Here is a 24,012-nt window from a genome sequence, read left to right on the forward strand (position 1 = left end):
CCCGGGCCTTCCCGAGAGGCCCGGGGCGGTCTTCGCGCGGCCGTGGCCACACCCTCCAAGGAGCCCTGATGAGGCGCCGACTCCTGCTGTCGACGCTCGCGGTGGCGGTCGTCGCGATACTGCTGCTCGGCATCCCCCTCGCCTTCGCCACCCACAAGCTCATCTACGAGGAGGCCGGGCAGGCGCTGGACCGGGAGGCCGTCGCCATCGTCGGCGGCGTCGGTTACAGCCTCCAGACCCGCCAGCCCCTCACCGGCGACAAGATCGCCCAGGAGTATCCCGGCCGTGACATCGTCATAACGCTGCCGGACGGCCGGACGATCGTCGCGGGCGGCCGTCCGCGCCCGTCCGAGCGGATGCTGACGGCCTCGGCCTCCGGCGGGAACGTGCGGGTGCGCGTGTACCGTCCCGCCGCCGAGGTGCAGGACGAGTCGCTGCGGCTGCTGGCGCTGATCGGCAGCCTCGCGCTGTTCGGCGTCGCGGTCACGGTCGGGCTGGCGATGTTCCAGGCCCGCAAGCTGACGCTGCCGCTGATCGACCTCGCCGAGACCGCCGACCGGCTCGGCACCGGCAACGCGCGCCCGCGCCGCCGCCGCTACGGCATCCCCGAGGTCGACCGCGTCGCCGAGGTGCTGGACCGCAGCGCCGTCCGGATCGCCGACCTGCTGGCCGCCAGCCGCGAGTTCGCCTCCGACGCCAGCCACCAGCTCCGGACCCCGCTGACCGCGCTGTCGATGCGGCTGGAGGAGATGATCGACGCGGCCGACTATCCCGACGTCGTCCGGGAGGAGGGCGTCGCGGCGGTCGCGCAGGCCGAGCGGCTCGTCGCGGTCGTCGAGCAGCTGCTCGCCCGCGCCCGCCACGACCGCACCGGCGGCGCCGTCGCGTCCGCGGTCGACGACATCATCGCCCAGCAGGTCGAGGAGTGGCGGCCGATCTTCCGCCGGGACGGCCGCGACGTGCGGATGACCGGCGAGCAGGGCCTCGTCGGCGTCACCAACCCCGAGGGCCTCTCCCAGATCGTCGCGACGCTGCTGGACAACTCGCTCATGCACGGCTCCGGCACCGTCACGATCAACACCAAGCCCGCCGCCGGGTCGGTGGTCGTCGAGGTCGGCGACGAGGGCACCGGGATCGCGCCCGAACTCGAACCCCGGATCTTCGAGCGCAGCGTCAGCGGCGGCAAGGGCACCGGGCTCGGGCTCTACCTCGCCCGCTCGCTGGCCGCCGTGGACGGGGGACGGCTGGAACTCGTCCAGGCCCGTCCGGCGGTCTTCGGGGTGTTCCTCCGCGAGGCCACCGACGCGCGGCTCGCGTCCGAACGCGTGGTCATCGGCCCCGCCTGAAAGCCCGCGCCGTGGGCCCAGGGGCGTGATTTCGACATGCCTCAGCGGTCACGCGGGCGCGTTGGCTGAGCGGTGGGGCGACGCCGGAGGCGAGCCCCGCCGGGAAGATCGCGAAGCGATTTCGCGCCCGCCAAAGGCACGGTCACGTCCCGAGCCGCTAGGCGAGGGGCGTGGGCCGGGACTTTAGTTACCCTGCGTGACCTGGGCGTAGTCCTCGGCGGGGTGGGCGTCGAGCGGGTGCCCGAGCCGGGGGGACGCGGCGTCCGGGGAGCCCGCCCGATGCGCGCCGGGCCGCGCGTCCGGCACACCGTCCTGAGAGGGGTCGTGCGGCGCCTCGGGCAGCCCGGAGGCCGGGTCGACCTGCGGCGCGCTCGTCGGCAGGAAAACCCACTTCTTGTACGACCAGAAGCGGAACAGCGTGGCGAATCCGGTGCCGATCACCAGCGAGACGTTGTAGGGCAGCGCGCCCGACAGCCCCAGCACGTAGCGGGTGAAGCCGATGAACAGCTCCGTGATCACCAGGCCGATCCCGTTGAGCGCGAAGAACAGCACGTACTCGCGGGTCAGGCCGGTGCGGTCGCGGTGCCGGAACGTCCAGTAGCGGTTCGCCAGGTAGGAGAACGTGGTGGCGACGATCGTGGCGATGCCGTTGGAGGTCAGCGGGCCCATGTCGAGGCCGGTGTGCAGGAAGTTGCCGAGCCCGACAGTGATCACGAACGCGATGGCGCCCACGCTGCCGAACTTCGCGAGCTCGCGCACCAGGTGCGCGAACCGCCGTTGGAGATTGGCGACCAGGCTCACGAAACGGAACCGTCCCTTCCGGACTCGGACTTCGGCCAGGGGAGCGGCGGCGCGTCCCCAGAACGGGCGCCGCTCCCACCGCGGAGGTATGACGAGGATAGACGCACGGGACCCCAGTGGCGTCGGAACATGAACGTTTCAGGCCGTCCGTGCGGTTCCCTCCCCGTTGGCAGGACGTCCACACACGTTCGACGCGGGGGATGGGCGATTCGTTCGCTCCGGCCGCCGGATAGCCTTCTGGCGTGACATCTCCAGCTCAGCGCCGCGCGCGGGAAGCCGCCCCGGAGGCACCGGGGGAACCGCCGGGGGAAGCACGGCCCGCCACGGGCCGGGACGAGGCACCCCGAACCGTCGCGCGGACGACACCCGTCGTCGGGATGGCGGGCGGCGGGCAGCTCGCCCGGATGACGCAGCAGGCGGCGATCGCGCTGGGCGTGCCGCTGCGCGTGCTGGCCGGGAGGGCCGACGACTCGGCCGCCAAGGTCGTCGCGGACGTCCGCACCGGCGACGATCGGTCGCTGGGCGACCTGCGCGCCTTCGCCGAGGGCTGCACGGTCGTCACGTTCGACCACGAGCACGTGCCGGGGCCGCACATCGAGGAGCTGGAGAGGTCGGGCGTGGCGTGCCGTCCCGGCTCGGCGACGTTGTCCTTCGCGCAGAACAAGCTCGCCATGCGGAACCGGCTCAGCGAGCTCGGCGTGCCCTGCCCCGCATACGCGCACGTCCCGTCCTCGGCGCCGCTGGCGTTCCTGGAGTCCTGGGCCCGCGAGCAGGGGTGGCCGCTCGTCCTCAAGGCCACCAGCGGCGGCTACGACGGCAAGGGCGTCTGGGTCGTCGAGAACCTCGACCGCGACGCGGCGGCGCTCGTCCGGCGCCTGCTGGACGAGGGCGTCGACCTCATGGTCGAGCAGCATGTCGCGTTCCGGCGGGAGCTCGCCGCGCTCGTCGCCCGCTCGCCCTACGGGCAGGGCGCCGCGTACCCGATCGTGGAGACCGTCCAGGAGGGCGGGATCTGCACCGAAGTGATCTCGCCAGCGCCCGGCCTCTCCGGCGACCTCGCCGCCGAGGCGCAGCACCTCGCCCTCGACATCGCCGGACGGCTGGACGTCACCGGCCTGCTCGCGGTCGAGCTGTTCGAGACCGACGGCGGCCTGCTGGTCAACGAGCTGGCCATGCGCCCGCACAACTCCGGGCACTGGACGATCGAGGGCGCCCGCACCTCCCAGTTCGAGCAGCATCTGCGCGCCGTCCTCGACCTGCCGCTCGGCTCGACCGAACCGACCGCGCCGTACACGGTGATGGCGAACGTCCTCGGCGGCGACGCCCCGGACGTGTTCGAGCGCTACTTCCACGTGATGGCCCACGACCCGGCCGTCAAGGTGCACCTGTACGGCAAGGACGTGCGGCCCGGCCGCAAGATCGGTCATGTCACGGCGCTCGGCGCCGATCTGGACGAGGTCCGCGAGCGCGCGCGCCACGCGGCCGACTACCTGCGCTGGGGGAAGCGATGACGCTGGTGGGCGTGGTCATGGGCAGCGACTCCGACTGGCCGGTCATGCAGGCCGCCGCGGAGGCGCTGGAGGAGTTCGGCGTCCCCTACGAGGCCGACGTCGTCTCCGCGCACCGCATGCCGCACGACATGATCGCCTACGGCGAGCAGGCCGCCGACCGCGGCCTCGCCGTGATCATCGCCGGCGCGGGCGGCGCCGCGCACCTGCCGGGCATGCTCGCCTCGGTGACGCCGCTGCCGGTGATCGGCGTCCCCGTCCCGCTGAAGTACCTGGACGGCATGGACTCGCTGCTCTCGATCGTCCAGATGCCCGCCGGCGTCCCGGTCGCCACGGTCGCGGTAGGCGCCGCACGCAACGCCGGCCTCCTGGCCGTCCGCATCCTCGCCGCCACCGACAAGCAGCTCCAGGCGAAGATGAGGGCCTTCCAGCAGGACCTCTACGCCCAGGCCAAGGCCAAGGGCGCCCGCCTACAGGCCCAACGCTGAGCGGGCCTCAGCGGCGGCGGGACCACTCGATCGCGGGGCAGCGGTTCATGACGACGTCCAGGCCCGCGTCCTCCGCTCGTTGGGCGGCGGCCTCGTCCACCACGTCGAGCGGCAGCCACACGGCCTTCGCCCCCACGGCGACGGCCTCGTCCACGACCGCGCCCGCGAACTCGGCGCGCCGGTAGACGCCCACGACGTCGATGTCCCCGGGGACATCCGCCAGCGACGTGTACCCCTGCTCACCGAGGACGTCCGCTCCGTCCGGGTGCACGGGGACGATCTGCTTTCCGCGCCCCTGGAGCAGCCGCGCCTGGTTGTAGACCTCGCGCGCCGGATTGGGGCCCAGGCCCACGAAGGCCCAGACCTTGGTGTCGCTCAACAGCCGCTCGATGACGTCCGACTCAGCAAAATGCCCCATACCTCGCACAACACCCCCCACCCCGAGGGCGTTCCCGCCAGGCCAGGGCACCCAACGACCGCAGCCGTCACGCGGGCGCGCTAGCTGAGCGGTGGGGCCGAAGCCGAAGGCGAGGCCCCGCCGCGAAGATCGCGAAGCGATCCGCGCCCGCAAAGGCACGGTCACGGCCGCGAGCCGCCAGGCGAGCGGCCGTGGGCCGGGACTTAAAATTAAGGTCTGCCGAGGGCGCGGTAGTTCCAGCCGGCGGCGCGCCAGCGTTCGGGGTCCAGGGCGTTGCGGCCGTCGACGATGTTGCGTTCGCTGACCGCCTCGGCCAGCGCGTCCGGTTCCATGTCGCGGAACTCGGCCCACTCGGTCAGCAGCAGGACGACGTGCGCGCCGGCCGCCGCCGCCAGCGCCGACTCGCCGAAGTCCAGGGACGGGTGGGCGCGGCGGGCGTTGGGCATGGCCTGCGGGTCGTAGACGGTGACCTTGCCGCCCTGCGCGCGGATGGAGGCGGCCACGTCCAGCGCGGGGGAGTCGCGGACGTCGTCGGAGTTCGGCTTGAACGCGGCGCCGAGGACGCCGACGGTCCGGCCGATGAACGAGCCGCCGAGCTGCTGGCGGGCGAGGTCCACCATGCGGATGCGGCGGCGGATGTTGATCTCGTCCACCTCGCGGAGGAACGTGAGCGCCTGGTCGGCGCCGAGCTCGCCCGCGCGGGCCATGAACGCGCGGATGTCCTTGGGCAGGCAGCCGCCGCCGAAGCCGAGGCCGGGGCCGAGGAACCGGCCGCCGATCCGGTCGTCGAAGGAGAGCGCCTGTGAGAGCTTCGTCACATCGGCGTGCGCGGCCTCGCAGACCTCGGCCATCGCGTTGATGAAGGAGATCTTGGTGGCGAGGAACGCGTTCGCCGACACCTTCACGAGCTCGGCGGTCGGGAAGTCGGCGACCACGAGCGGGGTGCCCGCCGCCAGCGTGTTCGCGTAGACCTCGCGCAGCACCTTCTCGGCGTGCTCGGCGGCGCCCTGCTCGGCGGGGAGGCCGATCACGATCCGGTCGGGGCTCAGCGTGTCGTTGACCGCGAACCCCTCGCGCAGGAACTCGGGGTTCCAGGCCAGCACGGCGTCGCCGCCGACGGGCGCGAGCCGCGCCAGGGCGGCCCCGAGCCGCGCGGCCGTCCCGACCGGGACCGTGGACTTGCCGACGACCAGGCAGGGCCGGTGCAGCAGCGGCGCCAGCGCGTCGACCGCCGCGTCCACGTAGGTCAGGTCGGCGGCGTACTCGCCCGACTTCTGCGGGGTGCCGACGCAGAGGAAGTGCACGTCGCCGAACTCGGCGGCCTCCGCGTAGGACGTGGTGAAGCACAGCCGCCCGCTCTCCAGGCCCCGGCGCAGCACCGGTTCCAGGCCGGGCTCGAAGAAGGGCAGGTCACCGGCCGCGAGCCGGGCGACCTTCCGCTCGTCGGTGTCCAGGCCGAGGACCTCGAAGCCGAGGTCCGCCATACAGGCGGCGTGCGTGGCGCCGAGGTAACCGGTTCCGATGACCGTCAGCCGGTGGGCCAAGGCGGGCTCCTCTCGGTTCGCCGCCGCCGCGGGGTCTCCGCGGGAGGGGATGGCGGGCGGCGTGGGCGGGGGGTTCGTACACGATGCGCGTGTCCGAAATCCTACGGGGTACGGGCGCGGACGTGCTGGCGGTGGGTGACCGCCCGTTCACGTGGGCGCGCCCCCGTCCGGCACCGGACGGGGGCGCGGCCATGCCTCCCGGGCGTCAGTCGTGGGAGACCTGCAAGATGACCCTGCCGTTCGGGCCCTGGCGCGAGTTCAGCCTGACGTGGTTGAACACCGAGGTCATGCCGGTGGTGCTCGATCCGGTCAGCATGTGCGTGGCGCTCGTCTTCGAGCCCTTGTTCCGCACGGTGAAGGTGACCTGGCTCCCCCTGATCCTGACGCCGATCGAGTCGGCGCCGTACCTGCCGTCCAGCGGGATCTCCTGGCCGTCGCCGACCTCCACCTCGCAGGAGGCGTCCAGACAGGCGCCGAGGTCGGTGCCGTCCTTGGCCGCGGACGCGGGCTTCGGCTTGGCTTTCGGCTTGGCCTTGGGCTTGGCCGGGCCCGCCTCCGGCGAGTCCGGTTCGGGCTGGGCGGCCGGCGCGTCCACCACGGGATGGCCCCCGGGGGTCGGCGCGGCCGCGGCGAGATGGACGTCGCTGCCGCAGCCCGTGAGGGCCAGCGCGGCGGCGGATGTGGTGAGCAGGACGAGAACCCTTGCCGACATGCTGTGTGTCTCCTGACGGTCGCACGTGACTTCGCTCTGCCTGCCTATCATCACGGAGAGTAATCACTCAAGGATGGCCAGGTCAGGGCGGGTCGCGGCTCAGACCGGAGGAAGCTCGTCTACCAGGAGGGTTTGCAGGACGCGCCCGATGTCGCCGTCGCGGTCGGCGAGCGTGGCCTCGCAGAGCGCGCTGCCCCGCGCGCTGGTGTGCAGCGCGGCGTCCATGCACAGCCACTCGCCGACCGGGTCGCGGTGCAGCGCGACGGTCAGGTCGGTGTTGATGATCAGCCACTTGGCGAGGTCGAGCTGGCTGCCGACGCCGGACGCGCTGTCGGCCAGCACGAGCGCCCGGACGAGCGGCCTGTCGGCCTCGCCCGCGACCAGCGGGACGCGCTGCCGCGCCCAGACGGTGCCGGGCCCGGGGCGTCCGAGGGCGCCCTTGACGACGCGCCATTCCATCGCCGACAGGTAGCCGTCCAGATGGGCGCTCTCCCACGCCTCCAGCGGCGGGGTCGTGTCCGGCATGGGAGGCGGCGCGGGCGTGTGCCGCACCGAGGGGAGGCGTTCCGGCGCGGCGAGGATGCGCCAGGCGGTGGCACGTGCCACCGGCCGTCCGGCGTGCGTCATCTCCGCTTCGAGCAGCGTCACCCGCCGTCCCGGACGGACGACCCGCGCCGTCACCGCCACCTCCGCCACCGGAACCGGCCCGAGGATCTCCAGCGTCACCCGCGCCACCCGTGTGCCGGGCACCGGTTCGTGTCGTTCGAGGACGCGTCCGAACAGGCCCGCGACCGGCCCGGCGTGCTGCGCGTCCGGCGACCAGGGGCCCGCCGTCGCCGGGGTGCTCGCGAACAGCCCGCCGCCGAGCGGCCGGTAGAACGCCTCCACAGGACCTCCCTCGCTGCTAGAACCGCATTCTAGGCAGGTCCGGGTGCGGAGGGCGCCGTGCCGTCAGTCGCAGAGCTTCTGGGTCGCCGTGCCGGTCTCCACCGACGGGTCGCCCGACGAGCCGCCGGACGGGGACGGGCTCGCCGACGCGCCGGTCACCTTGACCTTCTTCACGCCGTCCCAGTCGGCGCCGACCAGCACCTGGAGGCGGCTCCCGAGCGTGGAGACCTTCTTCAGCCGCGCCCCCGGGATCGCGGCGGCGAGGGTCTTGGCCGAGTCCTCGCGGGACGGGCCGTACTGGATCTGCGTCGTCTGGAGCCCGCGCCGCGCCACGCCCGGCACGACCGTCGCGTGGAAGCCGGCCTTGTTCAGCTGCCCGCCCGCGCGGGTCGCGAGCCCCCGCGTGCCGATCGCGTTGAGGACGCGCACCTGGATCTCCTCCGGCGGCACGGTCAGCTCCTCGCCCGGCTGCTTCGTCGTCGGGGTCGTGCTGGGCTTCGGCTTCGGGGTCTCCTTGGCCAGCGCCTTGTCGCGCCGGATGCGGGTGAACAGGTCCCGCGCGCGGCGCTCGTCCCACTGGACGGTGGACTGCGGGGTCGGCGCGTTCCACAGCACCGCGTTGTAGTCGGGGTTGGCCAGCGGCACCTTCGCGAACGTCAGCCGGTCGGTCGAGAGGTCCTTCATCTGGTTGGCGAGCTTCGGCAGGTTCTTGGCGAGCTTCGGGTCGACGCGCAGCGACTTCAGCGCCGCGTTCAGGAACCGCGTCGACTTCACCGGGTCGCTCAGCGTCTTGGACGAGAGCGCCTGCTTCATCATCTGCGCCATGAACTGCTGCTGCCGGTCGATGCGCCCGAGGTCGCTGCCGCCGGTCAGCGTGTAGCGGGCGCGGGCGAACCCGAGCGCCTTCAGGCCGTCCACGTGCGACTTGCCCGCCGGGAGCTTCAGCCCGCTCTTGGCGTCGTCGATCGGCTGCTCGGCGCAGATGTCCACGCCGCCGAGCGCGTCCACCATGTTGACGAAGCCGTAGAAGTTGACCTCGACGTAGTGGTCGATGGACACGCCGGTGGCCCGCTTGATCGTGTCCACGGTCAGGTCGGGTCCGCCGAACTGGTACGCCCAGGTCAGCTTGCCCGGACGGGACGGGACCCGCGTCCCCTTCGCGCCCTCCGAGCCGTTCGAGTCGTGCGCGGGGATCGTGACGTAGGAGTCGCGCGGCAGGTTCACGATCGACACGTCGTCGTGGTCGCGGGAGATGTGCAGCAGCATCATCGTGTCGGACCGCTCGCCCGGTTCGTGCCCGAGCTTGGCCGCCCGCTGCTGCTCGCGGGTCAGGCCCTCGCGCCGGTCGACGCCCGCCACGAGGATCGTCATCGCGCCCTTCGGCGCGTCCTTGCCCTTGCCGAGCCCGCCGACCGACACCTTGTCGATCGCGCCGGTCACGTAGTTCTGGAACGCCCACGCGCCGCCGGCGGTCAGCAGCACGAACGCCGACATCGTCCCGGTGACCATCAGGAACCGGCGCTGCCGCCGGGCGCTCACCGCCGCGCGCGGGCTGAGTCCCGGCCCCGGACGGCGCGGCCCGCGGCCCTCCACCGGCACCCTCGGGGCGGGCATGCCCTCGATGGTCACGCCCTCGATGTCGCCGTCGTCGCCGGACGCCGCACCCTCCGCCGCACCCCCCGGCCGGGGCCGGAAGTAGTGTTCCAGCGGGTCGGAGTCGCCCCGACCTGAGTCGTGCCCGTCTGCCATGCGGCCGCCGCCTCCCCAGGGACATCCCGTCCAGCGCGTATCGACGCGAGTGCTCCCCACTCTAAAGTGGGAGACACCCGTCCGATGGCTACCTGGAGCTCGTGTCCTTGCAGTAACGTGGCGCCGACTTGACCACACCCGGCGGCCCGCACGTGATCCTGGGTGGCGTGGGCCGCGTCAGGCAAGCCAGCGAGAGAGAGGAAGGGGGGCCTCCTCCGGCCGGTAGGTCGAGGTGCGTCCGCGAGCCCATATGAACCCGTCTCCCCACGCCAAGCAGGCCCAGCAGACCGGAGCGCGGCCGGAACCGGAGCCGCAGCCGCGTGCCGCCGCCGGTGAGCGCACGTGGCCGGCCGTGTCGGTGGTGATGCCGGTGCTCAACGAGCAGCGCCACCTGACCGACGCCGTCCGGCGCATCCTCACCCAGGACTATCCCGGCGAGCTGGAGCTCGTGCTGGCGATCGGCCCCTCGCGCGACCGTACCGAGGAGATCGCGCGCGGGCTGGCCGGGGAGGACGCCCGCATCGTCGTGGTCGCGAACCCGACCGGGCGGACGCCGCAGGGCCTCAACATCGCGATCAAGGCCTCGCAGTACTCGATCATCGTCCGGGTGGACGGGCACTCGCTGCTGCCGGCCGACTACGTCCGCGCGGCGGTCGAGACGATGGAGGAGTCCGGCGCCGACAACGTGGGCGGGATCATGGCCGCCGAGGGCGTCACCCCGTTCGAGAAGGCCGTCGCGCGCGCGATGACCTCCAAGCTCGGCGTCGGCAACGCCCGCTTCCACACCGGCGGCGAGGCGGGCGAGGTCGAGACCGTCTACCTCGGGACGTTCCGCCGCAGCGCCCTGGAGCGGGTCGGCGGCTACGACGAGACCTTCACCCGCGCGCAGGACTGGGAGATGAACCACCGCATCCGGCAGAGCGGCGGGCGGATCTTCTTCACCCCCCGGATGCGCGTCACCTACCGCCCCCGGCCCAACCTGCGGGCCCTCGCCAAGCAGTACTTCCACACCGGACGCTGGCGCCGCGTCGTCGGCCGCGAGCACCAGGGCACGCTGAACCTGCGCTACCTCGCGCCGCCGATCGCCGTGCTGGCGATCACCGCGGGCGTGGTCGCGGGCGCGGCGGGCTTCTGGCCGGGCTGGATCCTGCCCGGCGGCTACGCGGCGGCGATGGTCGCGGGCGCCGCCGTCGAGGGGCGCGGGCTGCCGGTGTCGGCGTGGATCCGGCTTCCGCTGGTCTTCGCGACCATGCACCTCACGTGGGGTGTCGGCTTCCTCACCAGCCCGCCCGGTCTCGGCCAGCCGACTCCGGCCAAACCCGGAGAAGCCGTCCGATAGCGGGCACACCTCACCTCCCCTGAACCCCCGTGCGCTCAGGTACGTCTGAGGGTTAGGTTGGCGGTCATGCCGCCAACCCACGAGGAGGTGGGCATGTCCAACGGCGCACGTCACGCGATCGGCGTCTTGATCGGACTGATCGTCACTCCGCTGGTGGCAGCGGCCCTGATGTACGGGACCCAGAAGCTCGGCATGAGCGTCCGGGTCTCGATCGCGAACTACCGCTCCGAGGGCGGGAGCGACAAGTGGGTCGGGGCGGCGCTGCTGATCGCGGCCGCGGCCGCCCTCGGCGTGTCGGCGGGGTCGCGGCTCTCGCCGCTCGCCTCGCTCGTCCCCGGCCTCGCCTTCGCCTCCGTCGGCGCGCTGTGGGTCCTGGCGCCCAGTTGGGCGGCGGAGCACACCTTGCGCGACTCCCTTCCCGACCGGCTCGCGATGGGGTACCTGACGCTGGCGCCCTACGGCGGCTTCCTGATCATCGGGACGCTGCTGATCGCGGCGTCCCTCGCACCGTCCCGCTGGGCGGCGAGGAGCACCGCCGGTGCGGCGGCGCGCTTCGGCGGGCCGCCGCCCGCGCCGATGGGCCCGCCCCCGGCACGTCCGATGTCCGCCCCGATGGGCAACCAGATGGCGCCTCCGCCTCCGCTGGGCGCGCCGCCCGCGCCGGGCCACGCGGCTCCTCCAGGACGTCTCGCGCAGGACCCGGCGCCGTGGCAGTCGCCGAGCGGCCCCTACGGCCATCCCGCCCCCGGGGCCTCGGGGGCGCCGGGCAACTCGCCCAGCCCGTTCGCGCCGCCGCCCGTCCAGCCGCCGCAGTCGCAGCCGCCGAAGCCGTCGTCGTCGCAGGAGGGTTCCGGCGAGGGCGTCGGCGAGTGGACGCAGATGTACGGCGGCGACGACCTGCGCGGCGAGGGCAGGGATCGACCGTCCTGAGCCGGCGTTCGCAGAGGCTCAGCGCACGGCGGCGAGCACTCCCGGGACGTCGTTGACGACCATCGCGTCGACCCCGGCGGCCTTGTAGTCGGGCGCGCGCTCGGCGGACGGGCACCAGACGACGACGTCCAGCCCGGCCTTGTGGGCCTGCTCGACGCAGCGCTCCAGCGGGCGCAGCCGCGTGTCGGGATGCTCGAACCCGCACGACCCGGTGTGCGGCGCGACGGCCTGGAGCCCGAGGCCCGCCGCCGCCGGGACGGCGTGCCACAGCGGGAACCGCAGCCAGGTCAGCAGCCCCAGCGGGACGCCCGGCAGCTCGTCGCGCAGGAACACCAGCAGCGACGGGTCGAACGAGGTCACCAGCAGCCGGCGGCGCCGCGCCTCGCGCCGCAGCACGGGCAGCAGCAGCGCGCCGGTACGCCGGGACGGGTCGTCGGTCGCGTCCTCCAGGACGGTCTTGACGTCGACGTCCACGGCGACCTCGGCGGGCAGCCCGTCGAAGATCTCCTCCAGCGTCGGGAGCCCGGTGGCGGCGGCGGGCAGGTCGATCACGTGGTCGCCGTCCGCGGTCGTCGGGTCGTGCCGCAGGACGAGCCGGTCGTCGGCGGTGCGGGTCACGTCGATCTCGACCCACGGCGCCCCCGCCTCGGCGGCCGCGAGCATCGAGGCCAGCGTGTTCTCCGCGACCGGCGGGCCGCCGCCGGGCGGGGTGAGCGTGCCCGAGCCGAGGCCGCGATGCCCGATGACGGCGGGCGCGTGCTCGAAGATCACAGGGACTCTCCCGTGGCGAGGTGTTCGGCGATCACCACGTCCAGCGGACGGGTGACCTTGAGGTTGCGCTCGCTGCCCGCCACGACCCGGATCGGCACGTCCGGCAGGTAGCGGTGGACGATGCCGCAGTCGTCGGTCGCGCGCAGCCCCGGGTCGGCCAGCGCCAGCTCGTAGCCCTTGCGGATCGTGCCGAGCCGGAACCCCTGCGGCGTCTGGAACCGCACGGTCGTGTCGCGCGGCGGCATCGAGGCGACGAGCCCGTCCTCGACCACGACGATCGTGTCGGACGAGGGGACGCCCACCGCGACCGCCTCGTGCCCGTCCAGCGCGTCCAGCACCCGGTCGATCACGTCGGCGTCCACGAACGGGCGGGCGGCGTCGTGGAACAGCACCCGTGTGTCGTCGGCGCGGCCGTCCAGCAGGCGGAGCGCGGCGACCGACGAGGCGGTGCGGGTGTCGCCGCCCTCGACGACCGCGCTCACGCGGCGGAACGGCGCCGCGATCGCCGCCGCCTCCCGCAGATGCGCCGCCGCCATCACGACGACGACCTCGTCCACCGCCGGATGCGCGTCGAACGCGGCGATCGCGCGCGCGAGGATCGTGCGCCCGCCGACCTCGACCAGCTGCTTGGGGCGCCCCGCGCCCAGCCGGGCGCCGATCCCCCCGGCGAGTACCACCGCCACCGTCCGCGTCGCCATCTCACCCCGTTCGTCACGACCCGAAGTCATTCAAGCACTACGCTCAGCGCCCGCGTGCCACGGACCGGACCGCCCGGACGCGCGGGATCGAGTATGGTTACCTCGCCGTGTTGGGGTTTGCGCAGGGGAACTCGGCGCCCCTGTCCGCGCGCTGGTCGCGATCCGCGCGCCGGACCACCACGACACCGCGTACCGCTCCCGCCCGGGGCCGGGCGCGGGGCGGGTCCTTCATGCCGGGCTCGGCCGACAGGGCCGAACGCTCCCGGAGGGCCGGACGCGGCGCTGGTGTGACCGTCGACCTGGAGGAAGTAGAAGCATGATCGGCATGGTGCTGGCCGCCGGCGCGGGCCGGAGGCTGCGGCCCTACACCGACACCCTCCCCAAGGCGCTGGTCCCCGTGATCGAGTCCGCCGACGGCGCGACGACGATCCTCGACATCGCGCTCGGCAACCTCGCCGAGGTCGGCCTGACCGAGGTCGTCATCGTCGTCGGCTACCGCGCGTCGGCCGTCGAGGAGCGCAAGGCCGCCCTTGAGAAGCGGTACGGCGTGTCCATCACGCTCGTCCACAACGACAAGGCCGAGGAGTGGAACAACGCCTACTCCATGTGGCTGGCTCGGGAGTACTTCTCCAGGGGCGTCCTCATGGTGAACGGCGACACGGTCCACCCGGTCGGGGTCGAGAAGACACTATTGTCCGCTCGTGGGCCCGACATCCTCCTGGCCGTGGACAGTGTGAAAACACTGGCCGACGAGGAGATGAAGGTGATCCTCGACGACACGGGCCACCTGCGGACCATCACCAAACTGATGGACCCCTCCACCGCCGACGGCGAGTACATCGGCGCGACGCTGATCGAGCCCGCCGCCGCGCAGGCCCTGGCCGACGCGCTGAAGGCCACCTGGGAGCGCGACCCCGACCTTTACTACGAGGACGGCTACCAGGAGTTCGTCAACCGGGGCGGCCGCGTCGCCGTCGCGCCGATCGGCGAGGTCGACTGGGTCGAGGTCGACAACCACGACGACCTGGAGAAGGCCCGCCTGATCGCCAAGGGCTACTGAGCCCGGCCCTGCCCGGCCCGGCCTTGGCCCGTCCGGCTCCGAGCGACCGGACCGAGCGAGCGACACAACGATCGAACGATCGAGGAGGCCCATGCCCCTGCTGACGCGGATGCTGACCGCACCGCTGTCCATCGACGTGCGGCGCGGGGCCGTCGCGGCGTTGGGCGACCTGTTGGCCGACCGGAGGATCGTCACCGAGGGACGGGTGGCGATCGCGGTCGGCCCCGGCCAGGGCGACCACATCGCCGAGCACGTCCGCCCGTCGCTCACGGCGTGCGAGGTGTTCCAGGTCGAGGGCGGCACCGTGGAGGCGGCCGTCAGCCTCGGCTCCAAGCTGCGCGCCGGATCCTACGAGGCCGTCGTCGGCATCGGCGGCGGCCGCACGATCGACGCGACCAAGTACGCGGCGACGCTGTCGGGCATCCCCATGGTGTCGGTCGCGACCAACCTGTCCCACGACGGGATCTGCTCGCCGGTCGCCTCGCTCGTCCACGACAAGGGCAAGGGCTCGTTCGGCGTCGTGATGCCGCTGGCGATGATCGTCGACCTCGACTACGTGCGGGCCGCGCCGGAGCGCCTCGTCCGCGCCGGGATCGGGGACGTGGTGAGCAACTTCTCCGCCGTCGAGGACTGGCTGCTCGCCGCGCAGGAGGTCGGCGAGCGCATCGACCGGATGGCGCTCACCGTCGCCCGCACCGCCGCCGAGGCGCTGCTGCACCAGCCCGACTCGATCGAGTCGGACCAGTTCCTGACCGTCCTCGCCGAGGGGCTCGTGCTGTCGGGGATGGCGATGTCGTTCGCGGGGGACTCCCGGCCCGCCAGCGGCGGCGACCACGAGATCCTGCACGCCATCGACCAGCTGTACCCGGGCACGGCCAACCACGGCGAGCTGGCGGGCATCGGCGCGGCGTTCTGCTACCACCTGCGCGCGACCCGGCTCGGCGAGGGGGAGCGGCGGCTGGAGCAGATCCTCGCCTGCCTCGGCCGGCACGGGCTGCCCCGGTTCCCCGGCGACGTCGGCCTGTCGGTCGAGCAGTTCGCCGAGGCCGTCCAGTACGCCCCGCAGACCCGGCCCGGCCGCTACACGATCTTGGAACATCTCGGCCTCGACTCCGGCGCGACCCTCAAGGCGGTGGAAGAGTATGTCCAGGCCCATGGAGGCTGAGGCCCCCGATCACCAGGCCCCCACCGGTGTGCCGGACGGCGGCGACCACCGGCCCGATCGCCGCCGCGCGAGCGTCGCCGACATCCGCCGGTACGGGCAGCCGCCCGGCCTGAAGGACCGGCGCAACGAGGAGCACTGGGCGGGCCGCCTCTACATGCGCGACCTGTCCCCCTACTTCGCGTGGATCGCGCTGCGCCTCGGGTTCAGCCCGAACCAGCTCACCTACCTGATGATGCTCAGCGGCATCGTCGCGGGCGTCGTGGTGTCGCTGCCCGCCTCCGGCACCGCCGCGCTGTGGACGGCGCTCGGCGGCGCCGTCCTCATCCAGGTCTACCTGCTGCTCGACTGCGTGGACGGCGAGGTCGCCCGCTACCTGCGCCGGACGTCGGTCGCCGGGGTGTTCCTCGACCGCATCGGCCACTACCTCTCCGAGGTGTCCCTGCTCATCGGGCTCGGGTTCGCCGCGCAGGGCGGCTGGAAGAACGGCGGCTGGGCCGAGCTCGGGCTCGTCGCCGCGCTCGGCGCCGCGCTGATCAAGGCGGAGACCGACAACGTCGTCGTCGCGCGCGCCAAGTCGGGGCTGGCCGCCGACCCGTCCGGCGGCGACCGGGCGCTGCGGCCGCGCTCCACCGGCATCGCCCTGGCCCGGCAGGCCGCGTCCATGCTGCGCTTCCACCGGATCATCGGCGCGGTCGAGCTGTCGCTGCTGATCCTCGCCGCCGCCGCGCTGGACGCCGTGCTCGGCACCGACACCCCCGCGGCGATCCGCGTCCTGATGGTCGCCGTCGCCGCCGTCGCCGTATTGCAGACCCTGCTGCACCTGGTCAGCATCCTGGCCTCCCGGAGACTGAAGTGAAGATCAGCGTCGTCGTCCTCACGATGGGCAACCGCCCGGAGGAACTGGCCCGCGCCGTGCGGAGCGCGCTCGACCAGGAGCACGTGGACGTGGAGGTCGTCCTCGTCGGCAACGGCGCCGATCCCGTCGGCGCGGCCGCGGGCGCGGCGCCCTTCGACGACGAGCGCGTCCGGACGCTGAGCCTGCCGAAGAACGTCGGCATCCCTGCCGGGCGCAACCGGGGCGTCGAGGCGTCGTCCGGCGACGTCGTCCTGTTCCTGGACGACGACGGCTGGTACCGCTCCACCCGCCTCGGCACCTACCTGCGCGACCGCTTCTCCGCCGAACCCGACCTCGGCGTGGTCTCCTTCCGCGTCCGCGACCCCGAGGGCGGACGCGGCGAGCGGCGCCACGTCCCCCGGCTGCGCGCGGGCGACCCGGAGCGCTCGTCGCCCGTCACGACGTTCCTCGGCGGCGCCTGCGCGATCCGCCGCGCCGCCTTCGACGCGGGCGGCGGCCTCCCCGAGGACTTCTTCTACGCCCACGAGGAGACCGACCTCGCCTGGCAGATCCTCGACGCCGGGTACCGGATCGTGTACGACGCGTCCGCGGTGATGTTCCACCCCGCCGTCCTGCCGACCCGGCACGACATGTTCTACCGCTACAACGCCCGCAACCGCGTCTGGCTGGCCCGCCGCAACCTCCCGTGGCTGCTCGCGCTGACCTACCTCGCGGTGTGGGTGGGGATGACGCTGCTGCGCGAGCGCAGGCCGAGCGCCCTCAAGCCGTGGTTCAAGGGGTTCGCCGAAGGCTGGCGCAAGCCGGCTGGGCCGCGCCGTCCCATCTCGTGGCGCACCGCCTGGCGCATGACCCGGACCGGACGCCCGCCGATCATCTAGCGGTCGTGATGGCCGCGAGGATCAGGTGGGTCAGCTCGGCGACGACGTCGTCGAGGGGGATGTCCCGGCCGCGCGCCGACCAGTGGTGCACGAGGTTGTCGACGGCCCCGATGATCGCGATGACGGTCAGGTCGTAGTCGCGGTCGGCGGCCTCGCCGCGCGTGACCGCCTCCCGGACGATCGCCAGGATCGCGTCGGCCCACTGCGCCCGCCACCGGGCGCGGTGCCGCTCCAGGTTGGCGCTGACGCCGATGACCTCGACGAACGCGATGCGGGCCCAGCGCGGGTCGCTCGCGGTGACGGCGACGAACGCGCGGACGGTGCGCTCGGCCAAGGCGGGCAGGCCCGCGCCCGCCGCCTCCCGGTACGCCTCGACGAGGGCGTCCCGCGCGCGTTCGTTGATGTCGTGGTGCAGGGCGGTGAGCAGCTCCTCGCGGCCGGAGAACTCCTCATAGAAGTTGCGGGTGGACACGCTCGCCGTCGCGCACAGCCGCTCGATCGACGTGGCCGCGTAGCCGCGCGTCCCGAACAGCTCCAGGCCCGCGGCCAGCAGGCGCTCCCGCCGTTCGGCGCGGCGCTCCTGCGCCGAACGGCCGCCGTAGCTTCGCCGGGGGGCGGGATTTCGGCCGCTCATGGATCTCCGTCCACAGATAGGCGGGGGCTCGCTCGCGCGTCAGCCTAACTCGTGGTGTTCGCTGAAGTCCTGACCCACATTCCTCGCCTGGCCGCTCGGAACGTGACCATGCCTTTCGGGGGTGCGGCCGCGCGACGCGATCTTCGTGGTGGGACGGTCGAGGCCGCTGCGCGAGGCGTCCAGGGCGCTTTCAAAGTGGCCTCAGCCGTCACGCGGGCGCGCTAACTGAGCGGTGGGGCCGAAGCCGGAGGCGAGGCCCCACCGCGAAGATCGCGAAGCGATCCGCGCCCGCAAAGGCGCGGCCGTGGGCCGGGACTTAAATAAACACTGCCTAGGTCGTGAGGGTTCGCTGCCAGGCCTCGTCGGTCGTCAGGACGGTCAGGCGTTGGGTCGCGCGGGAGACCGCCACGTACAGCACGCGCAGGCCGCGCGGGGACTGGTCGGCGACGGTCTCGGGGGCGACGATCACGGCGGCGTCGAACTCCAGGCCCTTGGCCTCCAGGACGTCGAGCACCTGCACGCGTTCGGGCAGCCCGGCGCCGAGGCGGTCGCGGGCGGCGGCGTCCCACGGGGTGGTCTCGGGGAGGGCCGGGCCGTCCAGGGTCAGCTGGGCGTCCGCCTCGTCCAGCGCCATCGGGACGATCAGCCCGATCGTGCCCTCGACCTGGTCGAGCAGCTCCTCCACGGCCGCGCGCGCGGCGGCGGCGAGGCCGTCCTCCGGGACGACGCGGACGACCGGCTCGATCCCCGACGTGCGGACCGCCCGCGCCGGACGCGCCTCGGGCAGCGCGACCGCGAGCACCCGCGCGGACACGGCGGCGATCTCCGTGGAGTTGCGGTAGTTCGTGGTCAGCTCGTACTCGTGCCGGGCCCGGCGGGGGGCGGGCTTGGGGCGCGGCTTGCCCCGGCGCGACCGGCCCCGCTTGGGCGTAGGCTGCTCGCCGCCGAGCGCGGCCTCCATCGCCTGCCGCGCGGCGTCCAGGTCCTCCCAGGCGCTCTGGGCCGGGTCCTCCACGATGGTCCAGCTGGCCTGGCGGCCCCGGCGGCCGAGCATCCGCCACTGCATGGGGGAAAGGTCCTGCGCCTCGTCCACGACGATGTGCGCGTACTCCGGGCGCTCCTCGACCACGCCGTCGTCGACGCGCCGCGACCGCTCCAGCCGCTCCATCGACGTGGACAGCTCCTGCATCTCCGGCTCCCACGTCTCGTCCGCGACCTCCTCGCCGGTGAGGATGTTCACGCCGTCCACGACGAACGGGTCGCCCTCGGCGGGGGCGCGGCGCCGGGACGGGCGGGGCGGCGGGCCGAGCAGCGCGTCGATCTCGTCGAGGAGCGCGACGTCCTGGTAGCTGAGCGGGGCGCCGTCCCCGGCCCAGGACGCGGCGAGCGCCGTCAGGTCGACGCGGTCGAGGTCGCGGCCGGCGGCGTGCCGCAGCCGGTTCGGGTCGCCGAGGGAGCGCAGCACGTCCAGCGGGCGGCGGATCGGCCACCAGGCGACGAGGAAGTCGGTGAACGCGCGCTGCTCGCGGACCCGCGCGTCGAACTGCGCGCGCTTGCCGCCGTTGCCGTTACCCGAGCCCGAGCCGTTGCCGTTGGGGTGGCCGGGATCGTCGTCGAGCGAGGCCAGGCCGTCGGCCGCGAGGATCGCGTTCCACAGCCCGGCCTCCGCGCCCTCGGCCGCCTCGGCGGCCTCGGGCCCGCCGAGGTCGTTGAACCGCTCCCACAGGGCGTCGAGCAGCGCGTCGGCGGCGCGGCCGCGCGCGGCGTTGACCGACCCCCGGCTGCGCCGGTGGACCTCGCCGCGGATCCGGTCGAGCCGGCCCCGGTCCAGCGCGACGACGACGCCCTTGAACACCACGCGCAGCTCGTTCGGCGCGCCGGGGGCCTGGTCGGTGATGGCGCGGCGCAGCACCGCCGCCATCGGCTCGCCGCCCTTCAGCCGGGCCAGCCGGGGCGAGTCGTGGACGGTCGCGGTCACGCCGTCGACCAGGTCGCCGAGCGAGCGCAGCGTCGCCGACCCCTCGCCGAGCGAGGGCAGCACGCGCTCGATGTAGGCGGTGAAGCGGCGGTTCGGGCCGATCACCAGCACGCCGCGCGAGCCGAACCGGCGGCGGTGCCGGAACAGCAGGTAGGCCACCCGGTGCAGCGCGACGGCGGTCTTGCCGGTGCCGGGGGCGCCGCGCACGAGCACGGTGCCGTCGGCGGGCGCGCGGATCACCTCGTCCTGCTCGCGCTGGATCGTCGCGACGATGTCGCGCATCGCGCCCTCGCGGGTGCGGGCGAGCGAGGCGAGGAACGCGCCGTCGCCGACGACCGTCAGGTCCTCGGCGGCGGCCGGGTCGAGCAGGTCGTCCTCCAGGTCGACGACGGTGTGCCCGCGCGAGTGCAGGACGCGGCGCCGGACGACGCCGCGCGGGTCCTCGGGGGTGGCGCGGTAGAAGTCCTCGGCGGCGGGTGCGCGCCAGTCGATGACGAGCGAGTCGTGGTCGCGGGTCCGCACGCCGATGCGCCCGACGTAGCGGATCTCGCGGGAGGCGAGGTCGAGGCGGCCGAAGACCAGCCCGTCGTCGGCGATGTCGAGGGCCTGGGCGCGCAGCGCGGCCTGGTGGACCATCGCGTCCCGGTCGACGAGCGAGCCCTTGGTGCCGGCGAGCGACTGCCGGTAGCCCTCGCGGATCATGGCCTGGGCGTCCGCGCGCATCTCCTCCAGCCGCGCGTACGCGAGGTCGACGTAGCGCTGCTCGGTGGCGATCTCTTGGTCCTTGACGGTGCCGCCGGTACTGGACGACCGCCCGGTGACCTGGGACGACATGCAGGCTGCTCCTCGGATCCGCTGCCGGGGATGGCCCCCGGCGCCCCGGCGGGGCGAAGGAGACAGCTTATTCGCTCCCTCCGACGTTGAGCGTGGACCGGGCATCCGGCCCGTTCCGGGCCGCCCTCCGACCTGGCGCCTACCCCGCGATGCCCGTCCTGATGCGGTCGAGGGTGGCGCGCATGCCCGCCCGGTTGACCTCGGCCCGCCGCTCGGCCGGGACGCCGGTGAACACCTTTCCGAGCAGCGACACGAACGCGGCGCCGCGTCCGCCGCGCCGCAGGTCCTCCCAGTACTCGGCCAGGCGGGTGGAGCCGCCGCCGATGTCCTCGACCCGGTAGCCCCACAGCGCCACCGGCATCCCGAAGCTCGACACGCGGAACGCGAACGCCTGCCCCGGGACGGCGGCCGTCACCCGGCAGCTGGTGAACCAGAGCCGCCAGCCGATCCGGTTGAACCCGACGAACCGCAGCCCCGGCACGACCGCGCGGCCCCGCACCCAGACCGCGACGACCTCGGGGCTCCACTCGCGCATCCGGCGGGGGTCGGCGACCGCCGCGTAGACCTCCCTCGGGCCCGCGCCGATCGCGACGCTCTCCTCGACCACCCATTCGCGTTCCATGTCCGGCATCATCCCGCGAATGCGACCGCCCGGTCACCTCAGGTGGGCGAACTCCTCGCGCCACGTCGCGTACCACGCCGCGAACCACGGCTCGCCCTCGGCGAGCGGCAGGATGTAGGTCACGGTCTCGGCGTAGTAGCGGCGCTGGAAGTCGGGCGGCATCTGGTAGAGGCGCTGGACGTTGCTCGCCCGGTCGGCCAGCTTCACCACGACCGCCTCGCGTGGGGCGTCCCGCAGCCGCCGCAGGTAGGCGGACTTCGCGGCGCGCTTGGCCTGCCGTCCGGCGCCCGCGACGGGCGGCTTGGTGACCCAGTCGACCAGCTCCGCCACCTCGTCGCCGAACTCGGCCTCGACGTCGGTGAGGGTGGCGGCTGTGTCCTCGACGACGTCGTGCAGGAGCGCCGCGGCGAGGATCGCGGGATCGGTCTCGCCCGCGCCGCGCACCAGCACCTCCAGCGCCTCCAGCAGGTGCTCCACGTACGGGACGCCCGTCGGCCGCGTCTGGTCGCCGTGCCAGCGCTGGGCGGCGACGGCGGCCCGCTCCAGCCGGACGAGGTCGATACCGGACGCTGTGAGATCAGCCGCCGCGAGGGCGGTGCGCGCCTCGTCCCACGTCCGCCAGTGGGCGTAGACCTCCACGGTTCCTCCCCTTCTGCCCGGGCCGTGTCGCGCATGCGCCCGGCACACGGCATGGTTGGACACGTCTTCCCGCACCTTATGGGGAGCACGGAAGGACACGGAAAGAGCACAGCAGGGGAAGGAGGCGGCGCGGTCGTGGTCGGGAGCCGGCAGCGGCCCGGCGGCCGGGCCGGGCCCGCGAGCAGGATCAGGCTCGCGCTCGGCCTCGTCGCCGGCGCGGTGGCGATCGCGGTGTGCACCGTGCTCACCGACCGGTTCGTCCTGCACGCCGAGTGGTGGCAGGTGCGGCACACCGTCACCGCCGAGCCGGTCGCCCCGCAGAGCGCGATCGGCCCGCCGCCCGGCCCGCTCACCGCGAGCTGGGAGCGCACGATCCCGATGCACCACGGCCCGGTCGCCGGATACGACAGCGTCGCCTACGACGTCGCGCAGGGCCAGGTGGTCGTGGCCTCGGGCGACGGCCTGGAGGTGCGGGACGCGCGGACCGGCGAGGGCCGCTGGAGCTACCGCCGGTCCGGCTGGACGCTGCTCGGCTGGGCCTCCACCCGGTCCCGGCTGATCGCCTACTTCGAGCGGGACGGGCATCGCGGCGAGCGGCTGTTCGCGGGGTTCGACGCGCTGTCGGGCGGGCTGCTGTGGCGCCGCGAGGGCGAGCGGCCCGCCGCCGCGTCCCGGACGACGCTGCGCTTCCCCGCCGGGGCCGGGGTCGTGCTCGCGACCGACGAGGAGCGCAGGACGGTGTCGGGCCGGTCCGCCGAGACCGGCGCGCGGGTGTGGGAGCGGCGGCTGCCGGGGCGCTGCCGGCTGTTCGAGGGGGCCGCGCACCCGTCCGACGCCCGGGAGAAGCTCGCCGCGCTCGCCCTGGACTGCCCCGGCCGCAGCCGGTTGCTGGCGCTCGATCCGGCGACCGGCCGGATCGTCTTCGACCAGCCGCTCGGCTCTCCGGAGTCGCCCGAGGTGGCGATGCTCGACGGCGTGACGCTGGCCTCGGACGGGACGGCGCTGCGCGCGTTCGGCCCCAAGGGAGCCCTGCTCGCCGCCTGGAAGGGCGACACCGTGTGCGGCGACGAGATGTGCCCCGCCGTGATCGCGGACGGGCGGCTCGTCGTCGTCCACCATCCGGAGGGCGAGCGCAAGCCCCGCCGCGACGAGGGCGCGGAGGGCGAGGACGACCGGCCGACCGACGACGAGGAGGCCGACCAGGAGCGCTACGGGGACTCGGCGGCGCGTATGGAGGCGGTGGACGTCTCGTCCGGGCGGTCGGTGTGGCGGCGCGACGCCCCCGCGTACGCGGCGCTCGCGCAGGCGGGCGACCGGATCTACGCGCTGCGCCCCCGGCTGTCGGAGGCGCTGCTCCCGGCGGGCATCGACATCGTCTCGCCGGGCACGGGGGCCGGCACGACGGCGCCCGCGCCGCTCGCGGTCGATCCCGACCTGCCGGGCGTGCGGCCGTGGATGGCGGCGGCGGGCGGGCTGCTCTACGTCGCCTACGCCGAGTCCCCGCCGCGTCCGAAGGGGCGGGCGCGGCTGGCGGCGCTGCGCGGCGGGGCCACCGGTGCCGGCCCGGCCGAGCTGGGCGGCGTCCCGGAGGCGGACTGGCCGGACGCCTGCGAGCTGCTGAGCGGACCCGACCTCGCCACCGAGCACCTGGACTCCTACGTCCGGCGGCCGACCCGCGCCCGCGTCGGATCGGTGAAGATCCCGAACCCGGTGTCGTGCACCTACGAGCCGCCCGAGCCCGGGCATCCCAAGAAGAAAGATTCCGGCAAAAAAGACAAAAAGGTCAAGAAGCCGAAAAAGAGCACCGAACCCTCGCCCAGCGGCACGCGGAGCAGCGGCAAAGCGTCCGCCGGCCCGAGCGGGACCCCCGACCCCGCGAAGGAGCCGATCATCCGCGGGCTGACCGTGAGCATCCGCTGGGTCGCGCCGGACGAGGGCACGGCCGGGCGGCTGCTGGACGCCCTCTGCTCCACGCAGGCGCAGGTGCGCCAGCGCCGCGACCTCGGCGACGAGGCGTACCAGCTCGGCCAGACCACCGGGCCGATCGCGCTGCGCGTCGGCCGCGTGATCGTGGTCGTCGACACCGACCGCCCGCCGGGCGCCGCCGCCCGCGTCGCCTACCGCTTGCAGCACCACGCCCGGCCCTGATCGGGA

The 24,012-nt window shown here is 73.8% G+C and carries 22 protein-coding genes; 10 read left to right on the top strand and 12 right to left on the bottom strand.

All coding sequences use genetic code 11. The annotated features are described in order from the left end of the window. Positions 1–68 precede the first annotated feature (68 nt). On the top strand, positions 69–1,346 hold the full coding sequence (locus K2F47_RS13540) for an ATP-binding protein (RefSeq protein WP_242903203.1): 1,278 nt from the start codon (positions 69–71) through the stop codon (positions 1,344–1,346). Between the two features lie 183 nt (positions 1,347–1,529). On the opposite strand, the gene K2F47_RS13545 is transcribed toward K2F47_RS13540, so the two are convergent. Further along, positions 1,530–2,147 carry a GtrA family protein gene (locus tag K2F47_RS13545; RefSeq protein WP_242903204.1) on the bottom strand — a complete coding sequence of 206 codons (618 nt, stop codon included), beginning with the start codon at positions 2,145–2,147 and terminating at the stop codon, positions 1,530–1,532. A gap of 377 nt (positions 2,148–2,524) precedes the next feature. On the opposite strand from K2F47_RS13545, the gene K2F47_RS13550 reads away from it, so the two are divergent. Beyond that, positions 2,525–3,658 (top strand): 5-(carboxyamino)imidazole ribonucleotide synthase, encoded by a 1,134-nt coding sequence (locus K2F47_RS13550; protein ID WP_242905955.1) that lies wholly within the window; start codon positions 2,525–2,527, stop codon positions 3,656–3,658. Beyond that, positions 3,655–4,143, top strand: coding sequence for a 5-(carboxyamino)imidazole ribonucleotide mutase (gene purE / locus K2F47_RS13555; protein ID WP_242903205.1), 489 nt, complete (start codon positions 3,655–3,657; stop codon positions 4,141–4,143). Before K2F47_RS13550 ends, purE begins: the two co-directional genes overlap by 4 nt. A 7-nt stretch (positions 4,144–4,150) precedes the next feature. Here the strand turns inward: purE and K2F47_RS13560 are convergent, their stop codons facing one another. From K2F47_RS13560 to K2F47_RS13580, 5 genes are all read right to left on the bottom strand, one after another. Then, positions 4,151–4,561: a CoA-binding protein gene (locus K2F47_RS13560; protein ID WP_242903206.1), complete on the bottom strand. Its 411-nt coding sequence runs from the start codon at positions 4,559–4,561 to the stop codon at positions 4,151–4,153. Positions 4,562–4,770: 209 nt separating this feature from the next. Then, positions 4,771–6,105, bottom strand: a complete 1,335-nt coding sequence (locus tag K2F47_RS13565; protein WP_272496897.1) for a UDP-glucose dehydrogenase family protein — start codon at positions 6,103–6,105, stop codon at positions 4,771–4,773. A gap of 205 nt (positions 6,106–6,310) precedes the next feature. Then, positions 6,311–6,817 carry a hypothetical protein gene (locus K2F47_RS13570; RefSeq protein WP_242903207.1) on the bottom strand — a complete coding sequence of 169 codons (507 nt, stop codon included), beginning with the start codon at positions 6,815–6,817 and terminating at the stop codon, positions 6,311–6,313. 99 nt (positions 6,818–6,916) lie between these two features. Beyond that, positions 6,917–7,705, bottom strand: coding sequence for a thioesterase family protein (locus K2F47_RS13575; RefSeq protein ID WP_242903208.1), 789 nt, complete (start codon positions 7,703–7,705; stop codon positions 6,917–6,919). 63 nt (positions 7,706–7,768) lie between these two features. Continuing rightward, positions 7,769–9,454 (bottom strand): LCP family protein, encoded by a 1,686-nt coding sequence (locus tag K2F47_RS13580; protein WP_242903209.1) that lies wholly within the window; start codon positions 9,452–9,454, stop codon positions 7,769–7,771. A gap of 250 nt (positions 9,455–9,704) precedes the next feature. On the opposite strand from K2F47_RS13580, the gene K2F47_RS13585 reads away from it, so the two are divergent. Both K2F47_RS13585 and K2F47_RS13590 read left to right on the top strand, forming a co-directional pair. Continuing rightward, positions 9,705–10,793 (top strand): glycosyltransferase family 2 protein, encoded by a 1,089-nt coding sequence (locus K2F47_RS13585; RefSeq protein WP_242903210.1) that lies wholly within the window; start codon positions 9,705–9,707, stop codon positions 10,791–10,793. 66 nt (positions 10,794–10,859) lie between these two features. Further along, a complete protein-coding gene (locus K2F47_RS13590; protein WP_242903211.1) occupies positions 10,860–11,723 on the top strand; it encodes a hypothetical protein in 864 nt (287 codons plus the stop codon). Between the two features lie 18 nt (positions 11,724–11,741). On the opposite strand, the gene K2F47_RS13595 is transcribed toward K2F47_RS13590, so the two are convergent. Both K2F47_RS13595 and ispD read right to left on the bottom strand, forming a co-directional pair. Further along, entirely contained in the window at positions 11,742–12,494 is a 753-nt protein-coding gene (locus tag K2F47_RS13595; RefSeq protein ID WP_242903212.1) for a glycerophosphodiester phosphodiesterase, read from the bottom strand. Then, a complete protein-coding gene (ispD, locus tag K2F47_RS13600; protein ID WP_242903213.1) occupies positions 12,491–13,192 on the bottom strand; it encodes a 2-C-methyl-D-erythritol 4-phosphate cytidylyltransferase in 702 nt (233 codons plus the stop codon). The genes K2F47_RS13595 and ispD overlap by 4 nt, the downstream gene beginning before the upstream one ends. 316 nt (positions 13,193–13,508) lie before the next feature. Between ispD and K2F47_RS13605 the strand changes: the two genes are divergently transcribed. The 4 genes from K2F47_RS13605 to K2F47_RS13620 all read left to right on the top strand — a co-directional run bounded on the left by K2F47_RS13605 (position 13,509) and on the right by K2F47_RS13620 (position 17,151). Continuing rightward, positions 13,509–14,252, top strand: coding sequence for a phosphocholine cytidylyltransferase family protein (locus K2F47_RS13605; RefSeq protein WP_242903214.1), 744 nt, complete (start codon positions 13,509–13,511; stop codon positions 14,250–14,252). A 91-nt stretch (positions 14,253–14,343) separates the two neighbouring features. Then, positions 14,344–15,417, top strand: a complete 1,074-nt coding sequence (locus K2F47_RS13610; protein WP_242903215.1) for an iron-containing alcohol dehydrogenase family protein — start codon at positions 14,344–14,346, stop codon at positions 15,415–15,417. Beyond that, positions 15,407–16,273, top strand: a complete 867-nt coding sequence (locus tag K2F47_RS13615) for a CDP-alcohol phosphatidyltransferase family protein (protein ID WP_242903216.1) — start codon at positions 15,407–15,409, stop codon at positions 16,271–16,273. The genes K2F47_RS13610 and K2F47_RS13615 overlap by 11 nt, the downstream gene beginning before the upstream one ends. Before the next feature lie 23 nt (positions 16,274–16,296). Then, the gene (locus K2F47_RS13620) at positions 16,297–17,151 is read left to right on the top strand and encodes a glycosyltransferase family 2 protein (protein ID WP_242905960.1); all 855 of its coding nucleotides are present in this window, start codon (positions 16,297–16,299) and stop codon (positions 17,149–17,151) included. Here K2F47_RS13620 and K2F47_RS13625 read toward each other — a convergent pair. From K2F47_RS13625 to K2F47_RS41350, 4 genes are all read right to left on the bottom strand, one after another. After that, positions 17,144–17,785 carry a TetR/AcrR family transcriptional regulator gene (locus K2F47_RS13625; protein ID WP_242903217.1) on the bottom strand — a complete coding sequence of 214 codons (642 nt, stop codon included), beginning with the start codon at positions 17,783–17,785 and terminating at the stop codon, positions 17,144–17,146. The genes K2F47_RS13620 and K2F47_RS13625 overlap by 8 nt on opposite strands. A 331-nt stretch (positions 17,786–18,116) precedes the next feature. Then, positions 18,117–20,597: a HelD family protein gene (locus K2F47_RS13630; RefSeq protein ID WP_242903218.1), complete on the bottom strand. Its 2,481-nt coding sequence runs from the start codon at positions 20,595–20,597 to the stop codon at positions 18,117–18,119. 139 nt (positions 20,598–20,736) lie between these two features. Continuing rightward, positions 20,737–21,219, bottom strand: coding sequence for an SRPBCC family protein (locus K2F47_RS13635; protein ID WP_242903219.1), 483 nt, complete (start codon positions 21,217–21,219; stop codon positions 20,737–20,739). Between the two features lie 33 nt (positions 21,220–21,252). Further along, positions 21,253–21,858, bottom strand: coding sequence for an HD domain-containing protein (locus K2F47_RS41350; RefSeq protein ID WP_242903220.1), 606 nt, complete (start codon positions 21,856–21,858; stop codon positions 21,253–21,255). A gap of 135 nt (positions 21,859–21,993) precedes the next feature. Here K2F47_RS41350 and K2F47_RS13645 point away from each other — a divergent pair, with 135 nt between their 5' ends. Further along, complete coding sequence (locus tag K2F47_RS13645; RefSeq protein WP_242903221.1) at positions 21,994–24,006, top strand: PQQ-binding-like beta-propeller repeat protein; 2,013 nt, start codon at positions 21,994–21,996, stop codon at positions 24,004–24,006. Positions 24,007–24,012 lie beyond the last annotated feature (6 nt).

The organism is Actinomadura terrae (assembly GCF_022751215.1).
Taxonomy (GTDB): domain Bacteria; phylum Actinomycetota; class Actinomycetes; order Streptosporangiales; family Streptosporangiaceae; genus Spirillospora; species Spirillospora terrae.

Bases quoted from the DNA above. Each gene is read 5' to 3' on its own strand.
- K2F47_RS13570 (WP_242903207.1), bottom strand. From the start codon at position 6,817: ATGTCGGCAAGGGTTCTCGTCCTGCTCACCACATCCGCCGCCGCGCTG.
- K2F47_RS13580 (WP_242903209.1), bottom strand. From the start codon at position 9,454: ATGGCAGACGGGCACGACTCAGGTCGGGGCGACTCCGACCCGCTGGAA.
- K2F47_RS13625 (WP_242903217.1), bottom strand. From the start codon at position 17,785: ATGAGCGGCCGAAATCCCGCCCCCCGGCGAAGCTACGGCGGCCGTTCG.
- ispD (WP_242903213.1), bottom strand. From the start codon at position 13,192: ATGGCGACGCGGACGGTGGCGGTGGTACTCGCCGGGGGGATCGGCGCC.
- K2F47_RS13610 (WP_242903215.1), top strand. From the start codon at position 14,344: ATGCCCCTGCTGACGCGGATGCTGACCGCACCGCTGTCCATCGACGTG.
- K2F47_RS13615 (WP_242903216.1), top strand. From the start codon at position 15,407: ATGGAGGCTGAGGCCCCCGATCACCAGGCCCCCACCGGTGTGCCGGAC.
- K2F47_RS13540 (WP_242903203.1), top strand. From the start codon at position 69: ATGAGGCGCCGACTCCTGCTGTCGACGCTCGCGGTGGCGGTCGTCGCG.
- K2F47_RS13630 (WP_242903218.1), bottom strand. From the start codon at position 20,597: ATGTCGTCCCAGGTCACCGGGCGGTCGTCCAGTACCGGCGGCACCGTC.
- K2F47_RS13585 (WP_242903210.1), top strand. From the start codon at position 9,705: ATGAACCCGTCTCCCCACGCCAAGCAGGCCCAGCAGACCGGAGCGCGG.
- K2F47_RS13550 (WP_242905955.1), top strand. From the start codon at position 2,525: ATGGCGGGCGGCGGGCAGCTCGCCCGGATGACGCAGCAGGCGGCGATC.
- K2F47_RS13560 (WP_242903206.1), bottom strand. From the start codon at position 4,561: ATGGGGCATTTTGCTGAGTCGGACGTCATCGAGCGGCTGTTGAGCGAC.
- K2F47_RS13620 (WP_242905960.1), top strand. From the start codon at position 16,297: ATGGGCAACCGCCCGGAGGAACTGGCCCGCGCCGTGCGGAGCGCGCTC.
- K2F47_RS13605 (WP_242903214.1), top strand. From the start codon at position 13,509: ATGATCGGCATGGTGCTGGCCGCCGGCGCGGGCCGGAGGCTGCGGCCC.
- purE (WP_242903205.1), top strand. From the start codon at position 3,655: ATGACGCTGGTGGGCGTGGTCATGGGCAGCGACTCCGACTGGCCGGTC.
- K2F47_RS13635 (WP_242903219.1), bottom strand. From the start codon at position 21,219: ATGGAACGCGAATGGGTGGTCGAGGAGAGCGTCGCGATCGGCGCGGGC.
- K2F47_RS13590 (WP_242903211.1), top strand. From the start codon at position 10,860: ATGCCGCCAACCCACGAGGAGGTGGGCATGTCCAACGGCGCACGTCAC.